Annotated in this window: 11 protein-coding genes; 7 read left to right on the forward strand and 4 right to left on the reverse strand. The window is 58.8% G+C overall.

Annotation, left to right across the window (positions count from 1 at the left end; genetic code table 11):
- Nucleotide 1 precedes the first annotated feature (1 nt).
- Together BW979_RS10210 and BW979_RS10215 are read left to right on the forward strand one after the other, a co-directional pair.
- On the forward strand, nucleotides 2-7768 hold the full coding sequence (locus tag BW979_RS10210) for a two-partner secretion domain-containing protein (RefSeq protein WP_076383742.1): 7767 nt from the start codon (nucleotides 2-4) through the stop codon (nucleotides 7766-7768).
- An 8-nt stretch (nucleotides 7769-7776) separates the two neighbouring features.
- A complete protein-coding gene (locus tag BW979_RS10215; RefSeq protein ID WP_047228770.1) occupies nucleotides 7777-8415 on the forward strand; it encodes a hypothetical protein in 639 nt (212 codons plus the stop codon).
- A gap of 155 nt (nucleotides 8416-8570) precedes the next feature.
- On the opposite strand, the gene BW979_RS10220 is transcribed toward BW979_RS10215, so the two are convergent.
- Entirely contained in the window at nucleotides 8571-9008 is a 438-nt protein-coding gene (locus BW979_RS10220) for a hypothetical protein (protein ID WP_047228769.1), read from the reverse strand.
- Nucleotides 9009-9443: 435 nt separating this feature from the next.
- On the opposite strand from BW979_RS10220, the gene BW979_RS10225 reads away from it, so the two are divergent.
- The 5 genes from BW979_RS10225 (at nucleotide 9444) to BW979_RS10245 (ending at nucleotide 15255) form a co-directional block, all read left to right on the forward strand.
- Nucleotides 9444-9653: a hypothetical protein gene (locus BW979_RS10225; protein ID WP_223194580.1), complete on the forward strand. Its 210-nt coding sequence runs from the start codon at nucleotides 9444-9446 to the stop codon at nucleotides 9651-9653.
- Between the two features lie 284 nt (nucleotides 9654-9937).
- Nucleotides 9938-11545 carry a tetratricopeptide repeat-containing response regulator gene (locus tag BW979_RS10230; RefSeq protein WP_047228768.1) on the forward strand — a complete coding sequence of 536 codons (1608 nt, stop codon included), beginning with the start codon at nucleotides 9938-9940 and terminating at the stop codon, nucleotides 11543-11545.
- Nucleotides 11538-12230: a sensor histidine kinase gene (locus BW979_RS10235; RefSeq protein ID WP_047228767.1), complete on the forward strand. Its 693-nt coding sequence runs from the start codon at nucleotides 11538-11540 to the stop codon at nucleotides 12228-12230. Before BW979_RS10230 ends, BW979_RS10235 begins: the two co-directional genes overlap by 8 nt.
- 341 nt (nucleotides 12231-12571) lie before the next feature.
- Nucleotides 12572-13813 carry a glutamine synthetase family protein gene (locus BW979_RS10240; protein ID WP_172833816.1) on the forward strand — a complete coding sequence of 414 codons (1242 nt, stop codon included), beginning with the start codon at nucleotides 12572-12574 and terminating at the stop codon, nucleotides 13811-13813.
- Nucleotides 13814-13881: 68 nt separating this feature from the next.
- The gene (locus BW979_RS10245; RefSeq protein WP_076383744.1) at nucleotides 13882-15255 is read left to right on the forward strand and encodes an MFS transporter; all 1374 of its coding nucleotides are present in this window, start codon (nucleotides 13882-13884) and stop codon (nucleotides 15253-15255) included.
- 62 nt (nucleotides 15256-15317) lie between these two features.
- Here BW979_RS10245 and BW979_RS10250 read toward each other — a convergent pair whose 3' ends face one another.
- The 3 genes from BW979_RS10250 to flgM all read right to left on the reverse strand — a co-directional run bounded on the left by BW979_RS10250 (nucleotide 15318) and on the right by flgM (nucleotide 16984).
- Entirely contained in the window at nucleotides 15318-16064 is a 747-nt protein-coding gene (locus BW979_RS10250; RefSeq protein ID WP_047228764.1) for a flagellar brake protein, read from the reverse strand.
- Nucleotides 16065-16153: 89 nt separating this feature from the next.
- A complete protein-coding gene (locus BW979_RS10255; protein WP_047228763.1) occupies nucleotides 16154-16621 on the reverse strand; it encodes a flagella synthesis protein FlgN in 468 nt (155 codons plus the stop codon).
- Nucleotides 16622-16669: 48 nt separating this feature from the next.
- Nucleotides 16670-16984 (reverse strand): flagellar biosynthesis anti-sigma factor FlgM, encoded by a 315-nt coding sequence (gene flgM, locus BW979_RS10260; protein ID WP_076383745.1) that lies wholly within the window; start codon nucleotides 16982-16984, stop codon nucleotides 16670-16672.
- Nucleotides 16985-17077: the final 93 nt, after the last annotated feature.

Below are 17077 nucleotides of genomic sequence, written 5' to 3' on the forward strand. Positions count from 1 at the left end.
CATGGACGACCGTCAATACGCCTTCCTGGCCCGCCAGCCTTCTGCTGCCGTGCAAACCCGCGAGCACTTCTGGGGCATGCCCAAGCGCGGCCTGGCGTTCCTGTTGGCCAACGTCATGTTCTGGCAGCCGATGTGGGCCCAGGCGGGCGGCATCGTGGTCAGCGCCCCGGGCACCAGCCTCGGCCAGGCCGGCAATGGCGTGCCGGTGGTCAACATCGCCAAGCCCAACGGCAGCGGCCTGTCCCACAACCAGTTCAAGGATTACAGCGTCGGCAGCAACGGCGTGATCCTCAACAACGCCACCAACGCCGCCCAGTCCACGCAACTGGGCGGGATCATCCTCGGCAACCCGAACCTCAAGGGCACGGCCGCCAAAGTCATCCTCAACGAAGTCAACGGCGGCAACCCGAGCCAGCTGCGTGGCTACACCGAAGTGGCGGGGCAGTCGGCCCATGTCATTGTCGCCAACCCTTATGGCATCACCTGTAATGGTTGCGGGTTTATCAATACCCCGAAGGCGACCCTGACCACCGGCAAACCGATTATCGAAAACGGTCAGTTGAGTCGCTATCAGGTCGACCAGGGCAGCGTTGCGATCGAAGGCGCAGGCCTCAACGCCAACAACGTCGACCGTTTCGAAATCATCACCCGCAGCGCGAAGATCAATGCCGAGATCCAGGCAAAGAATCTGACAATTATTGCCGGTCGTAACGACGTCAACGCCGATACCCTCAATGCCACCGTCCGTGCCGACGACGGCAGCGCCAAACCGCAACTGGCCATCGACTCCTCGGCCTTGGGTGGCATGTACGCTGGCACCATCAAACTGGTGGGCACCGAGGCCGGGGTCGGGGTCAAGCTCGACGGCAAGATGGTCGCCAGTGGCGGTGATATCCAGCTTGATGCCAATGGTCATTTGAGCTTGGCGCAAACCACGGCGGCAGGCGCCGTCGAGATCAAGGCTCAAAGCCTGGACGCCCAAGGGACGATGTATGCCGGCAGCCATGTTCAGGTGACAACCAAGGGCGCTCTCAGCAACCAGCGCGCTATCGCGGCGCGCGAGAAGGTCACGCTGACCACCGACGGCCAGCTCAACAACCTTGGCATCATCGAAGCAGGCGTCAACGTCGATAACACCCGCAACCAGATTGGCGATGTCGTGCTGACCGCGGCGAACATCGACAATCGCGGGCAGAACGTGATCGCCAGTCGCGACTTGAAAGCCACGACCACGCAGACCCTCGACAATCGCGGCGGCACTTTTTCCGCCGGCAAGAGCCTGACGCTCGACAGCAAAGACATCGACAACCGCGCCGGCACGCTGGTCAGCCAAGACAACATTCAAGCAGTGGCCACTGGAGCCTTGGATAACCGCGATAAAGGGATCATCGTCAGCGACGGCGAGCAGACTCTGATCGCCGGGACGCTAAAGAACAGCGCAGGCGTTATCAGCAGCCACAACTTCCTGAAGCTCGAAGCGAAAACCCTGGATAACAGCGGCGGCAAAATTGCGTCCGACGCCGCACTGACCCTTGGGGGTGGTAGCGCTGAAAATAGCGCAGGACAAATCACCAGCCAGGGTGATCTCGTTGCCACGCTGAAAAGCTTCAACCAGCAGGACGGCAAGGTGGTCAGCCAGGGGAAACTTACCCTGACCGCAGACCGCATCAACAACAGCGACGATGGCTATATCGCCTCGGTCAAGGCCATGAGCCTGACCGCTCACCAGCAACTGTTCAATAACAATGAGGCGATCATCAGCACCGAACAGGGGCTGACGATCAACGGCGGTGGTCTCGATAACACCAAAGGTAGCCTGCTCAGCCAGGGTGACCTGAAGGTCGATATCACCGGGGATTTCGTCAACCGGGATGGCAGCGCCATTACCCAGGCCGGGAACGTGGATGTCGAGGCGAACAGTCTCGATAACCGTGGCGGTGTTCTTGCCAGTGTTGGCGGTTGGCTGAAAGCTGAGTTGAACAAGGTGTTGGATAACGGCGAGTCGCTCACCTCCGCTGGCGAGGCCGGGTTGATCCAGGCGCAGTCCGTCAATCTCGATGCGAAACAAGCGGTGCTCAACAATGGTGGGCAAATCTCGGCCTTGTCCGGGAGCGCCGAGCTCACTACCGCTACGTTCGAGAACCGCAACGGTGCAGTGCTCGCCAAACAGGCCCTGACGGTGCGTGCCCAGGATCTGGACAACAGCGACGGACGCGCCGCGGCAAACACCGTTGATTTCGGGTTGACCGGGGCGCTGAACAACCAGCTCGGTCTGGTCGAAGGTTCCAACGGCCTGCTGATCACGGCCGTATCGATTGATAACCAGGGCGGTAAGTTGCGCTCAGTGGGCAAGCTGGGGACCGCGACGCTAACGGTTGATCAACTGCTGGACAACCAGGGCGGCGTCATTGAAGCGGCTACCCAGGACCTGTCCTTGCAGATGGCAGGCTTCAAGAATGCTGACGGCAATGTTCGTCATGTGGGCACCGGCATGTTAGGCGTGGACCTGGCCAGGTTCAGTAACATCGGCGGCAGCCTGATGACCTCAGGCACCCTGACCGTCGACGCGGCGCGTTGGGACAACAGCTCGGATATCCAGGCCAATGTCCTGAACCTGAAGGTGGACCAGCTCAATCAGACCAGCAGCGGCAAGTTGGTCGCGGTGCAAAGCCTGCTGGCCACGGGCGGCACCTGGAATAACGCGGGCACCATCAGCAGCGACGTTGATTTGGATCTGAAGCTGACCGGCGCTTATGTCGGTACCGAAAACAGCCGCCTCAGCAGTGTCGATCAATTCGATCTGAGCGCCGCCAGTATCGATCTCTCCAGCGGCTCGCGCCTGGCTGGCGGTGGCACCACCACCGTCACCAGTCTCGGTGCATTGAACAATGCCGGACGGATCACCGGCGGCGGCAAATTCTCCCTGGCCGCCACGAGCCTGGTCAATACAGGCACACTGGGCGGCGCCGACACCGTCGAACTGGTTGCCAACGAGGCGCTCAACGATCGCGGTCTGATCTTCAGTGGCGCGGACATGGCCCTGCGTTTCAACCGCTTCACCAACTATCGTGCGGACGTCTACAGCCTGGGGGCGTTGAATGTCGCGGCACGAGATGGCGTCGCTCGCAGCACGTTGCTGGAGAACATCTCCGGCACCCTTGAATCGGCCAAGGACATGTCGCTGCGCAGCGACACCTTGATCAATCGCAAGGACGTTTTCTCCACCACCGATGAGCTGGTGTCGGGCTCCATCAGTGTCCAATGTTATGACTGCGGTGGTGACCACCACAACGTCGACTATATAGCCCGGGAGACCTACCAAAGCGCAGTGCTTGAAGACTCGGCCAGTGCCACCCTGATGAGTGGGGCGAAACTGACCGTTGATGGCTCTGCGGTGACCAACCAATACAGCGTGATGGCCTCGGCCGCCGACCTGCTGATTACCGCAGACAACTTCGCCAACGTTGGCGCCGTTTCCGGGACCAGCGTCAGAACGCGGACCTGGAATACCGGCCGGGTCACCGATGGCACCGATGAGCGTTTCCGCGCCAGGATCATCGTCCCTTACAACGCCCAGGCCAATCCGAAACAAGTGCCGGTAGATGCGCTCAACTCCTTCCGTCAGATAGGCGACATCACCACCGTGACGCCTGGGGAGTCGCTGGCGCCCGCGGTTGTTCAATCGGGCGGCGACATCAGCATCCAGGCTACCCAGCGGCTGGAGAACAGCAGCATCGTGCAGTTCCAGGCGCCGCAGGCCGGAGCGACCAAGTCAGCGGCCACCGATGTGGCCGACGCCGCACAGCCAGCAGTCGTAGTGCTCAACCCGCAGCTACCGCCTGATCTGGCCCAACAACAAGTCAACCCGACCACCATGCCCGGGTTCACCTTGCCGACTGGCGAGAATGGCTTGTTTCGTGTCGTCGACAGCGCGGCCGCAGCGCAAAACAGTCATGACCAAAGCCAGGCCACTGTCCAGGGTTCGGCCGCCAGCCGGGTCATCATCGGCCCGAAATACCTGATTGAAACCAACCCCGCGCTGACCGACCTCAAGCAGTTCATGAGCTCGGACTACCTGTTGGGCAACCTGGGTTATGACCCCGACACCAGTTGGAAGCGCCTGGGCGATGGCTTGTACGAGCAACGCCTGATCCAGCAAGCCGTGATCGCCCGCACCGGCCAACGCTTTCTCGATGGCCAGACCTCCGACGAAGGCATGTTCAAGTACCTGATGAACAACGCCATCGCCAGCAAGGAACAACTGAACCTGGCCGTTGGCGTGACCCTGACTTCGCAACAAGTCGCCGCGCTGACCCACGACATCGTCTGGATGGAAGACCAGGTCGTCAATGGTCAACATGTCCTGGTGCCGGTGCTTTACCTGGCCCAGGCCAACAACCGGCTGATGGCCGATGGCGCGTTGATCCAAGGCAAGAACCTCACCCTGATTGCAGGCACCGACCTGAAGAACGCCGGGACGCTGCGTGCCAGCGAGAACCTCTCGGCGGCGGCCGGGAACAATCTGGTCAACACGCGCCTGGCCGAGGCTGGTGAGCGGCTCAAGTTGGTCGCGGGCAAAGACCTGGTCAACATGCAAGGCGGCATCCTCAAGGGCAAGGACGTCGAGCTGTCGACCTTGACCGGCGACATCCGCAACGACCGGACCATTAGCACCATCGAAAACAGCGGCAAGGGCTTCAGTTCGAAGACCTCCGTTGTCGACAATGCTGCGCGTATCGAGGCCGGTAACAATCTCACCATGCGTGCAGCGGGCGATTTGCTCAACGTGGGCGGCGCGATTACCGCGGGCAACAACGCGGACTTGAGCGCGGGCAACGACGTTGTCATCTCCGCGGCTCGCGAAGAAAGCGGCTCGATGCGCCAGGACAAACGCCACTTCTGGGAGCAAAGCCAGACCGTTCAGCACGCCAGTGAGGTCAAGGCGGGTGGCAACCTGAACGTCACCGCCGGCAACAACCTCACTGTTGTCGCCAGCCATCTCCAAGCCAAAGGCGATATCAACCTGAGCGGCAACGATGTCGCCCTGATCTCGGCGGCGAACGAGGAGTCCAGCGAATACCGCTACAAGCGCAGCGGCAAGAAGATCAACAAGGAAGAGGACCATGTCTCGCAGCAGGCGACCACCCTCGATGCTGGGGGGGATGTAAGGGTTGCTGCGCACAATGATCTGTTGATGGTCGCGAGCAAGATTGCGGCGGGTAACGCGGCCTATTTGGTGGCGGGGAAGCAGCTGAGTCTGTTGGCTGAGCAGAATCGTGATTACTCGCTGTATGACATGAAGAAAAAAGGCGGTTGGGGCAGCTTGAAGATGCGGCGCGATGAGGTGACACAAATCACCCATATCGGCAGCCAGATCCAGACGGGAGGCGACCTGACGCTCAAGAGTGGCGATGACCAGCGCTACCAAGTCGCCAAGCTGCAAAGCGGGAAGGACCTGATACTGGAAAGTGGCGGCGCCATCGTCTTCGAAGGCGTGAAGGATCTGCACGACGAAAGCCATACGAAGACCAATAACAATGCGTTCTGGAACTCCGCTAAGGGCAAGGGTAATACTGACGAAACCCTGCGCCAGACGCAGATGGCGGCGGCGGGCAATATCACCATCAAGGCAGTCGAAGGTCTGAAGATCGACATCAAGCATGTCGATCAGAAAACGGTCAGCCAGACCATTGATGCGATGATAAAAGCCGATCCGCAACTGGCCTGGATCAAGGAAGCCGAGCAGCGCGGTGACGTGGACTGGCGGCAAGTAAAGGAGATCCATGAGTCCTTCAAATACAACACGTCGGGCTTGGGGCCGGCTTCACAACTGATCATCGCCATTGCCCTCGCGGCCGTTATGGGGCCGATGATGGCTGGCATGAATACCATGGTTCAGGCCGGAGCAATCAGCGTCGCGACCAAGGCGACGGTCAGTACCATCGACAACCGAGGAAACCTCGGCGCGATTGCCAAGGACGTTACTTCCAAGGAGAGCCTGAAAGGGTATGCCGTCTCGATAGCTACGGCAGGGGTTGCCCAAGGGCTTGGCTATGACGCTAGCACGGTTGGCTTCAATGCCGAGAGCGTAAAGACAGTCGCTATGAAAGTGGCTGCGGATGCTGCGATTAAAACAGCGGTGTACGGAGGCAGTTACCAAGACAACTTAGCAACTTCGTTGGCTGGAACGGCGGCCAGCATTGGTGGAGCGTATGGCGCCGGAAAAATCGGCGACTTCGGTCTGGCCGAAGGCAGCTTGGAAGCGATTCTGCTTCATTCGGCCTTGGGCGGATTGATGGCGGAAGTCATGGGAGGAGACTTCCGTACAGGAGCAATAGCGGGCGGGGCAAACGAGGTTCTTATCGGTTTGCTGGGGGATACGCTCCTGCCCTCGCATCTGGAGCCCGGTACACCTGAATACACTCGGGCCCAAGAGAATCTGGTCGCACTTTCAAAAGTTGTCGGCGTACTAGGCGCTGCGGCATCCAATGGAGATCTGGACGTTGCCGCGCAAGTGGCGGAAAACGGCACGCGTTACAACTTCCTCGGAGACCACTCCCAAGCGGAGCGAGACAGAGCTCTCAAGGAGTATGAAGAAACCAAGAGCCTGGACGCCGCCAAAAAGATGATGGTGCTCCAAGGCTCGGACCAGCGTAGCGATGCGTTGTTGGAGCGTTTTCACACCGATCCCGCGTCGCTTTCTCCGGCAGAGAAAACAGAGCTGGGCGCTTATCTTCAGGTCTACGGCTACGAGCAAAGCCAGGAACACGGGGTGGAGGCTGCTCGCACGAGCATCAATAATCTGCTTAAAAACGGACCGGATCCATACCGAGACTACCCGTATGCGGGCGGTACTACCCAGGAGCGAATTGCCTACGCCGACGACCTGAGAGCTCGGGACGGCGTGTCGGTGGCCAACATCTTTTGGTCCAGGGACCAGAGCGCTAGCGAAATGCTGTACCGCGATGCTGAGGGTTACCTGCGCATCAATCGTGAAATGCAGGCGATGAGTGACGTGGGGTCACCTGCTCTGTATTTCCTGACCGGAAATCTCGGCACTACGATTCGGGTCGCAGCTGCGGCGAATGGTGCACTCCAAGCAGGACACGGTGCGGGCCAGGTCTACGATGGTGATACGTGGAATGGCATCGGCAACATTGTGGTCGGCGCTATGAATGCGGCGAGTCTTGGGGTGCCGAGGATTGGGGCATCTGGACGGGGTAGTGCGAGTCAAGGTGCTAAAGACTCTGGCAGTTCCAGTGTGCCTAAAGTTCCAGCCGACCCTGTAGTAGTGCGCAGCGACAATGATTTTTCTTTATCTGTGGGGGGAAATGGAAAGCCAAAGGCCTACATTAAAGAGAATGGCGATTTGGTACCCCCTAATCTTGAGGGGACAGGCAGCATTCAGACACATGTGCGCGGAGGCGGTTCTGAAAATTCTCCGTACATTTCTGTGACCGACCCGAGAGTGTCATCCAATCCTAAAGATTACGGCTCTCAAAAAATAGAAATCGACGTCAAGCGATTGCAGCAGGATATAGATTCTGGTGTATTACCAGACACAAAGTTTTTGAGCAATCGTGAGGTCGTTGCTGAGCTTCAGGCTAGGGTAAATGCCGCGCGGAATAAATACACAAGCAACCCCAGCCCAAAAAATGAGACTTCATTGAGCAGGGCGGAGTCAGACCTGGTGAACGTGATGCGTGATGGTGAGTGCTTGATCAAGGGTTGTGTACCGGCCGGCTATATTAAATTCATTCAGAAATAGGGTTCATTGTGGATCGGAAAACCTACGACCTACTCCACGGCATACCGGATCATGCTGATTATGCCGCCGAGGCAGGTGAGCTGGATGCCGAAGATATACCGCAGGAAAGAATGACTGCAGTGTTGGATTTGCTTCGCAATTCAGATGATGATGTTGTGCGCTTCGAAGCTGCAAAATTGTTGACTAGCTGGGGGATTTTCGAGGGGTTGGTTGCATTAAGCGAAAGCATGGAAAAGCCGGAACTTATCAAAAATACCTACCCCCACAGGTTGCATGGATACGATGATACTTATCGCCAGATCCTCATGGCTGTAACCATGTACTTCGCAAATATGGTCGACAGGGGACAAAGGGAAGTCGCTAGGGCTCAAGTTTTTTTACCACTGTCTACTATCATCGAGTTGGCAGGAACGGAACCCTTTGAAATATCTGACGCTTTCGCCTTCTTAAAGCGTGAGCGGTATCCGGAGTACATCCCGTTTGTTAAACAGCACCTCAGCTCGATAATAGATCGCCCCGAAATACATCAATGGAAAATCTACGACGCTATGGAGTTTCTGATGGGGGTCGAGCCAGAATTCGTTATGTCTCTGCTGCAACTGAGAAACAAGAGCATCGAAGATTTTATGCCGCGGCAACGTAGCTGATTTAAGCGAGGCGTTGATGGCAGTAGAGGGGGCAGCTTGTTTGATAAGCGAAGGGGGGCGTGACATACCTATAGCGGCGCGAGGACTGCTTGCGCAGCCCTGCGGGAGCAAGCTCCCTTGCCACGAGAGCCAGTTGATTAATCAATTGGTGGAGGTTATAGCGGGCACCACGGGTCTTCCCCGTTTGCGCTTTCCAGGATCTTCGGAAAGTTTCGCGCGAATCCCCAGCCTGAAGCCACGGCGGTCATGGTGGTTTTGCAGGCGGGGTTCTTTTCCGAGACGATCAGGTTCATATAGAACTGGCTTCCGTAAATTGTTGGCGCCCACAGCACCATGTCACTTCTTTCGGCGTTCCGGTCGACTTTCAATTGAATGGTGTTGACGAGTCTTGCGCCGGTGTTGAGCTCGGTTACTTGGGGGTGGAAGCAGTGGTTCAGGTAGCCTTGCACGCGTTCTTCCACCACCGCCCGCTCTTGCGTCAGGCAATACTCGGGGCTGGTTGTGCCGGTGTTCAACAGCTCATCCTTGGAATATGGATGCAGCGAGCAGCCGCCCAGTAACAGAAAAACGACTCCTGTAAATCCCTTGTACAAATTCAAGCTCCTTCTAGAAACGGCGGTTTACCAAAGCGGATTGCGGCAAGGCGGCGGGCGGGACTATACGCAATTTTTTCGGCCTGGAACGACTAAACCAGCTCGCCGTAGGAACCGACGGAAAGAATATTCCCCATTGACTTGTAGGACATTTCCTAGAAAATTCCAGTCCCTTGCGCCTGCTGATTCCGGTGCCTAGTCTTTGTCCACCGCTGCCAATTAGCGGTCGGGTTTAGCAGCTCGGAATCACGTTAGGCGCATGGCAACTGCCTTCAATGCGGGCATTTTTGTTGCCCGAATTCTTATGGCAGCTATGCGCAGGGCATCCTCGGGTGCGCCGGTTTCCTAACGTACCGGTCTGCTAACCTGCGCACGGCTGCCACCCACTCGTTTAGCAGCGGACGTGGCGGCTCCCACTTACGTTAGGGGTATTCCATGGACAAACTCATACCAGACCCTCCCGTTCCCCCGCTGCATCTGGACATCGCAGCCGACGCCAACGCCGAGCGTGTCATCGATTCCTATCTGAACCCCAAGCCCGCCCAGCCTGACAAGAAGCCATCCCCCGACCAGCTATTCACTGTCGTGGAGGGCATTGATGCTGAGAGCCTACAGTCCCTAACCCAAGAGCTGGCCTTTTGTTAAGGGCTGAACCGCCCAACCAAGCTGTTCAAGGTCACGGCCAGGCAGAGGTTAACCATGTCCCCGGTCCACCTGTTCCATGCCCGGCAGGTAGCCGATGGGTCCCGGAACCACCTCACACAATCTCTTAACGGAACGCCATTTCCTGCCGATACCCTGATGAGCCCTGTTTTCTATCGCGTTTCGGCGCGCGAAAACGGCTAGCAATGCGCGCCACACCGGGCGGTGACACGGCGTTTCGTTGTTTTGCCATTGGGTGCATCTTTTTACTTGCCTGGACATCCTCGATGCTGGCGTACCACCAAAAAAGTTTTCTGATCGTCGATGATTTCTCGGATTTCCGCAGTTCCGTCCGGTCCATGTTGCGTGAGCTGGGCGTCAAGGACGTGGACACCGCTGACACCGGTGAAGTGGCGCTGCGCATGTGCTCGCAGAAGCGCTATGACTTTATTTTGCAGGATTATCACCTGGGCGACGGCCGCAAGAACGGTCAGCAGGTGCTGGAAGACCTGATGGTCGAGAAGCTGATCAGCCATGAAAGTGTGTTTCTCATGGTGACGGCTGAAAGCAGTCAGGCGATGGTGCTCAGTGCGCTGGAGCATGAGCCGGATGCGTACCTGACCAAACCGTTCAATCGCTCGGGGCTGGCTCAGCGGCTGGAACGGCTGGAGCAGCGCAAGACCCTGCTCAAGCCGATCCTGCAAGCCTTGGATCGTGGCAAGCCGATGGAGGTGCTCAATGCCTGTATCGCCCTGTGCAAGCAGGATCCGCGCTACGGGCCGTTGTGTCTGCGTTATCGGGCTGATGCGCTGCGGGACCTGAACCAGAACGAAGCCCTTGAGCGGTTGTACAACACCATCCTGGCTGACCGTCCTTTGCCGTGGGCTTATGCGGGGCTGGGGAAGTTGTTGTTCAAGCGTGGCCAGGTGGGGCAGGCCAAGGATGTTTATGAGAAGGCCTTGAAAGTATTCCCGATGATGCCGGCGTTGTATGACGGGATGGCTGAAGTGTTGGTGGCCGAAGGCGATACGAAGCAGGCGCAACACGTGCTGGAAGAGGCGGTTCGTCTATCGCCACTGGCGGTGCGACGGCAGTCGCTGCTGGGCAAGCTGGCAATGACCAACGAAGATTTCGAGACCGCGTCCAAGGCCTATCGCCAAGCGGTGGGGCAGGGCGCGCAGTCGCGCTTCAAGGACCCGGAAAGCAACCTGGGCCTGGCCCATGCACTGATCAGCAAGGGCAGCGAAAAAGGCCTGGATACCCGCACTCGGCTGGAAATCAACACCACCCTCAGCGCCGTGGCCAAGGAAAATCTCAACGATCCTGGGTTGCAGGTGCGTGCGCGGTTGATGAAGGCCACGAGCCTGTTGCTCAACGATGCCGAAACCGCCGAAAAGCTCACCGAGCAGGCCTTGCAGCGCCTCGACGGCATGGAGCAGTTCATGAGCGCCGAGGCCGCGTTGCTGGTGGCCAAGCAGTTGCAGATGCTCGGCCAAACCAGCGCCGGCGAGTCGATGCTCAAGAACTGCGCGGAGATCTATGGCGATGATCCGACGGTGATGCAAGGCATCGCCAAGCTGACCGACGATCCGAATATCCTCAATCAAGGCAATGCCGCCGCCGAGCTGAACCGTGAAGGTGTGCGCGTCTACAAGACCGGCGCGTTGCCCGAGGCGCGAGAGCTGTTCCGTCGAGCCCTGAAGATGCAACCGAAGAACATCAGTATTGCTTTGAACATGGCGCAGTCACTGTTGCATGGCACCGATACCAGCGTGGAATCGGAGCTGCTGCAGGAGTGCCGCGCCTGCCTGAAACTGGTGGGCATGATGCCCGACACCGATGCGCGTTTTGCGCGTTATCAGAAACTGCGAAGCAAGGCATTTGGCGATGAATGACAGCGAACAGGCTCTCGATTTTTCCACGGTGATCGCGTCTACCGTGCACGACATGAAAAACTCCCTGACCTTGCTCATGCAGGCTCATACCCAGTGGCTTGAGCGTTTGCCCGAATCCGAGCGGCAGACCTCGGAGCAGGGCGTCATGGAGTTCGAGTTCGCCCACCTCAATGGCCTGCTGGTGCAGTTGCTGGGGTTGTACAAGCTGGGGGTCAACCAGTTGCCGCTGCATCCGGCCTATCACGAGCTGGATGACTTTATCGAGGCGCAACTGGCCGGTCATCAGGATGTGTTCCGCAGTCGCGGGATCATGGTCACCTACGAGGTCGACCCGCTGAGCCCCCTGGGTTTTTTCGATCGTGAGCTGATTGCGTCGGTGCTCGATAACAGCATCAACAATGCCATCCGCCACGCGCGCCAGGCGTTGCTGATCAGTGCGAGCGACGAGGCCGGGCAACTGGTGCTGACCATCAATGACGACGGCGAAGGCTACCCGGCCGAGATGATCGAGCGTCAGGCCGAGTATGTGCAGGGCATCAATCACAGCAGCGGCAGCACCGGACTGGGCTTGTACTTCGCCGCGCGGATCGCCGGGTTGCATCAGCGTGGCGGCCTGTGCGGGCGTACCGAGATTGCCAATGGCGGCGCGTTGGGCGGGGGCGTGTTCCGGATTTATCTGCCCTGAGCCTGCCCGGCACTCATAAATCAGTCGACACAACCCCCTGTGGGAGCGAGCCTGCTCGCGATAGTGGTGTATCAGTCAACTCAGCATTGGCTGACCCGACGCTATCGCGAGCAGGCTCGCTCCCACCCAGTATTCCAGGGCTTATTGTTTATTGTCTTGGGCCGCTTGATATTCCGAACACCCGAAGCCTATTTTGTACGGGTTGCCGTTAGCGGCTCGCACATAACAAGGATTGCGTCATGACGACCGATGGCCAGTGTTCACTCGCGCAGCGACTGACGGGCATTGATGAGATTGAGTGTGTCACCCCGGATTTGAATGGCGTGCCACGAGGCAAGGTGATGACTGCCGAGGGCTTCCTCGAGGGTCGACGGTTGCAGATGGCGCGGGGTGTGCTGTTGCAGTGCATCATGGGCGGTTATCCGCCGTCGCGTTTTTATGGCAGCGACGACGGCGACCTGGCGCTGGTGGCCGACCCGAAACACATTCACCGCTTGCCCTGGAGCGAACAGCCGCGAGCCTTGGCGATTTGCGACGCTGATGAGCTGACTGGTGAAAGCTCCCGGCTCTCCACGCGCGGTCAGCTCAAACAGGTTATTGCTCGTTATGCCGCCCTCGGCTTGGCGCCCGTGGTGGCGACCGAGCTGGAATTTTTCGTGTTCGCCCCCAACCCGGACCCGACCCAGCCGTTCCAGCCGCCTGTGGGCCTGGACGGACGGCGTGAAGACGGTCACTCGGCGTTCAGCATCAGTTCCAATAACGGCCTGCGACCGTTCTTTAAAGAGGTCTATGCATGCATGGCGGCGCTGGGCTTGCCCCGCGACACCTTCATGCATGAAATGGGCGTGAGCCAGTTCGAGATCAATCTGCTTCACGGCGATCCTCTGTTGCTGGCCGACCAGACGTTCCTGTTCAAGCACCTGCTCAAGGAAGTTGCCCTCAAACACGGCCTGACCGTGGTCTGCATGGCCAAGCCCCTGGCCCATACGCCGGGCAGTTCGATGCATATTCATCAGAGCGTCGTCGAGCTGGACAGCGACCGCAATGTGTTCAGCGACGAAGCGGGCGAGCCGACGGCGGCGTTCCGGCATTTCATCGGCGGGCAACAGGCTGGCATGGCGGATTTCACTGCGCTGTTCGCGCCGAACGTGAATTCCTACCAGCGCCTGTGTCACCCTTTTGCGTCACCGAACAATGCCTGTTGGTCCCATGACAATCGTTCGGCCGGGTTGCGGATTCCCGCCAGTTCGCCGGCGGCCCGTCGGGTCGAGAATCGCTTGCCGGGTGCCGATGCCAACCCCTATCTGGCGATTGCCGCCAGTCTGGCTGCGGGGCTTTATGGCATCGAAAATCGCCTGGAGCCGAGCGCCGCGATCCAGGGCGAATTCCAAGTGCCGGACAATCTTTCGCTGCCATGTACCTTGCATGCAGCCCTGGAACGTCTGAAGCGTAGTCATCTGGCGAAGGAACTGTTCGGTACGGAGTTCATCGAAGGCTACATCGCTTCGAAGACCATGGAGCTGACCAGCTTCTTTGATGAAATTACTCCCTGGGAGCGGCGTGTTCTAGCGGCCCAGGCATAACCAAACGTCGCATTCGGGCTATCTTCTAAATAGCCCGTACTCATCTCAAGGAGCCGCTCGGAACGCCGATGCGCCAAATCTGGAAACCTTTTCGAGCGCTGTATTTCGCCTCGCTGATGATGTTGATCGGCTCGGGCCTGCTGAGTACCTACCTGGCCTTGCGCCTGGCTGCCGACAATGTCGACAGCCTGTGGGTCGGTGCGCTTATGGCCGCCAACTATTTCGGCCTGGTGCTGGGGGGCAAGATCGGCCACCGGCTGATCGCCCGCGTCGGGCACATCCGGGCTTATTCGGCCTGCGCCGGGATTGTCGGTGCGGCGGTGCTGGGCCATGGCCTGGTGGATTGGCTGCCGGCCTGGATCGTGCTGCGGGTAATTGTCGGCCTGGGCATGATGTGCCAGTACATGGTGATCGAGAGCTGGCTCAACGAGCAGGCCGATGCCAAGCAGCGTGGCGTGGTATTCAGTGGTTACATGATCGCTTCCTACCTGGGCCTGGTGCTGGGTCAGTTGATTCTGGTCATGCACCCGGCCTTGGGGCTTGAGTTGCTGATGCTGGTGGCGCTGTGCTTCGCCTTGTGTCTGGTGCCGGTGACACTCACCCGGCGGATTCACCCGGCGGCGCTGCACCCGGCGCCCATGGAGCCGCGCTTTTTCATCAAGCGAGTGCCGCAGTCATTGAGTACGGTGCTGGGCTCGGGGCTGATCGTCGGTTCGTTCTATGGCCTGGCGCCGCTGTACGCTTCTCAGCAGGGGCTGTCGACCGAGCAGGTTGGTCTGTTCATGGGTAGCTGCATCTTTGCCGGATTGCTGGTTCAGTGGCCCCTGGGCTGGCTCTCCGATCGATATGACCGGGCGCTGCTGATCCGCTGCTTTGCACTGGTGCTGACGGTCTGTGCGCTGCCCTTGGCGATATTGCCGACGGTGCCGTTGGAGGTGCTGTTCGTCGCGGGGTTCTTCTGTTCGCTGGTGCAGTTCTGCCTGTATCCGTTGGCGGTGGCGTTTTCCAACGACCACGTCGAAGCTGATCGAAGGGTATCCCTGACGGCCATGCTGCTGGTGACCTATGGGGTTGGCGCCAGTATCGGGCCGCTGGTAGCGGGGGTGCTGATGAAGATGTTCGGCAGCCAGATGCTCTATGCCTTTTTTGCCTTCTTCGCCCTGGTGCTGGTGTGGCGAATCCGGCCGAAGGCGGTGACCAACCTGCATCAGGTCGACGACGCACCGCTGCATCACGTGGCGATGCCGGACAGCATGTCGAGTTCGCCTCTGGTGGCGTGCCTCGATCCCCGGGTGGACGAACAAGTGGTGCAGGAGCAGATGCACGTCGATCCTGTGCCGACGGAAGAACCGGCCGACGAAGAACCCGTCATGGAGGAAGTTGCCGCCGAAGAGGCGAACGACGAGCCGTCGAGCCCCGATTTCACTCAGGCCAGGCCTTGAGCCAGTCATAAAAAAACGGGCAGTCACCGCAAGGGACTGCCCGTTTTTTTACGTGTCGAAAATCAGAGGTCGTCTTTGTCGAAACGACGGGCTTCGCGCTGTAGCTGATACACGAAACGCTCAACCTGCCGTTGCACCAGGCCGCTGATGTTGTGGAAACGTACGCCGGCGAAGGTGGTGTTGATCCTTTCTTCGAAATGCAGATAGCGCAGTTCGACCGGTGCGGTCATGTTGCCGAAGGGCAATGCCGCGATAAAGCGCTCGTAGACCTGGCCCAATTGCAGGCGTGCGGTAATGTCACCTTCGAAGCGCAACTTGCAGCCTGTGGCGGAAATATCCAGCAGCTTGCCGTCAACCGGTGACTTGAGTTTGTCACCGCCCAGCTCGACGCTTACCAGTTGCGCCAGCTTGAGGGCGGCGCGGAAGGCGTTGCGGCGTTGGTGGTAAACCACTTCGTCAGGCAAGGCGCCGCGATAGCAGCGGCCGTCGCTGGACTCATCGATGGTCAAAGGGCCGTTGCTTTCCCACGCGATGCGCACGCCATCATGGAAACCCTCGACACGAAACGGCTCGCCCGCCAACAGGAAGCGTTCGCCGTCCCGGGGGATCATTTCATCCAGGGCTAGGGCGTTACGCTCCCGGTCGACATCGACCAGATAGCTCTGGAAGCGCTGGCTGCGTTCGTGGAAGGTGATGATCAGCGGGTCATGGCTATCTTGCAGCATCCGCAGGTTGCCGGAAATTTCCAGGGGCGTGGCGAGGACCTTGGGCGGCTGCGGAGCATCATCCGCGTTTGAGGCATTGAACACGGTGGGTCAATCTCCAGGCAAAATACGACGAGTAGCCAGCATTTTGCCAGCATGTGTCGCGCGTTGATAGAGCGCCGGCACTGTTCGTTTCATGCCTGGCTGAGCGGGCGGTGCTTGACCATCTTGGCGGTCGAACCGCGAGCGTCATAGAGCGTCGGGATTTCACCGCCGTTGAGAATGCGCAACTGGTTGGCGGTGGCGGCTTGCTGAACCTGGATCGACTGTCCGTTGCGAATGTTGGCGGCCTGGCATTGAGCGAGCAGGTCGTTGAGCACTTCACTTTGGGACAACAGTTGATCGCCCACCGACGACTGGCTGGCCAGCTGCTCAAGGCCATCGCGATTGGCGGGCAGGTTGAGGCTGGCGAGGATCTCGCTGCGCTTGCGGCCATGCTGATCGAGCAGAATGATCAATGCCTGTTTCTGCGCCAGGATATTCTCCAGCGACGGCATGTCGCGACCGTGCAATGCCAGGGACTCGGCCTGCAATAGCTCCAGCAATTGTTGCGCCGGGGCAAAGTCGTCGGTGATCAGTTGCAACAAATTAGTGTCGTGCATGGCTGGCCTTAGGTCTTAAGCGTCCAAAAGCCTGGCGCAGGCGTTGGCCTAGCGCTGGGCTTCGAAGTTGAGCAGTTTGCTGGCTACACGGTTGCTGTCGACTTTATAGCTGCCATCGGCGATTGCTGCTTTCAACTCGGCCACACGGGCGTTGTCGACGACAGGTTGATCGCGCAGCTTGTCAGTGACCTTCTGCAACTGCTGAGCCTCATTGCTGAGGTGTACCGACTCCCCGTTGCTGACAGTGGCGGCTTGTTCGGCCGGCACGGATTTGTCGGTTTCGACGGTTTCCTTGCTGGCGTTAGGGCGCGTAGTGCCTGTTAGCGGTGAAGAGCTGTTTAAACGATTGAAATCGATGACCATGGTAAAAAACCTCTGGGTATTTGGACGCTTGCCATGTTTTCGGCCATCCCCAAAAAAACTTTAGGCTCATTTATTCAATGAACGTGCGCACGT

The organism is Pseudomonas sp. A214, from assembly GCF_900156295.1.
Classification (GTDB): Bacteria; Pseudomonadota; Gammaproteobacteria; order Pseudomonadales; family Pseudomonadaceae; genus Aquipseudomonas; species Aquipseudomonas rhizophila.